Genomic DNA, 222 nt, shown 5'->3' on the forward strand with positions numbered 1-222 from the left:
ATCGTCGAGCAGCTGAGCTGACACACGAAAGGGTCGCTTAGTTAGGTCGAGGTAGCAGTGCGGCGAGTTCGTCGCGGGTGGCGGTTCCGGTTTTGGCCATCGCCTTGTAGATGTGGCTTTCCACGGTGCGTACCGACACGATCAGTCGGGCGGCGATGTCGCGGTTGGACAGCCCCTGACCGAGCAGCATGACGATTTCTCGCTCGCGATCGGTCAGCGGTA

At 61.3% G+C, this 222-nt stretch carries 1 protein-coding gene; it reads right to left on the minus strand.

Annotation, left to right across the window (positions count from 1 at the left end; genetic code table 11):
- Positions 1 to 37: 37 nt before the first annotated feature.
- Positions 38 to 222: response regulator transcription factor (locus AC5Y21_RS26085; RefSeq protein WP_499917054.1), on the minus strand; the 185-nt coding region annotated here is incomplete at its 5' end.

This window comes from Mycobacterium sp. NGS41 (genome assembly GCF_059812725.1).